Annotated in this window: 1 protein-coding gene; it reads left to right on the top strand. The window is 46.7% G+C overall.

The window, feature by feature from the left end; translation table 11 throughout:
* The coding region (locus tag R7E78_RS28795) for a methyltransferase (RefSeq protein WP_318058971.1) at positions 1-580 on the top strand (580 nt) is incomplete at both ends.

The raw sequence follows: 580 nt of genomic DNA, 5'->3' as shown, positions 1-580 counted from the left end.
TAGGTCGGATCTTAACCACGCAAACCGATCAACCAGTGACCAGTTTTGAATATCAACAAGCGTTATGCGACTCCGGCCAACAAGCCGCGAATGAACATCATTGGAAAATGACCTTTATCCAAGGTGACGCGTTTGATCCTCAAACCAAGGCAGTATTCAAACCGACGCAACATGCTGTCGCACTGCATGCTTGTGGTGACCTTCATGTTCGGTTGATGGAATATGGAAGTGAAGCCGGCATCGCGGCGATGACGATTTCACCTTGCTGTTATCATTTGATTCAAAGCGAGACGTACCAAGCGTTATCCCAATCAGTACGAGCGTCTGAACTCATTTTGTCTAAGCATGAACTGCGCATTCCATTGCAACAGACGGTGACAGGCGGTGAACGTGTGCGTCGCCATCGTCACCAAGAGATGGTATTCAGGCTTGGTTTTGATTTACTGACACGTGATATTTTGGGAGTTGATGAGTATCAACCCGTGCCAAGCATTCGAAAATCACAGTTAAGTGATGGTTTTGAGGCATTGTGTCTCTGGGCTGCGAAAGAAAAAGGTATCGAGATTAACCAAGCGATTGA

Source organism: Vibrio sp. YT-19(2023) (assembly GCF_033337395.1).
This window is presented reverse-complemented; position numbering and strand designations above follow the sequence as displayed.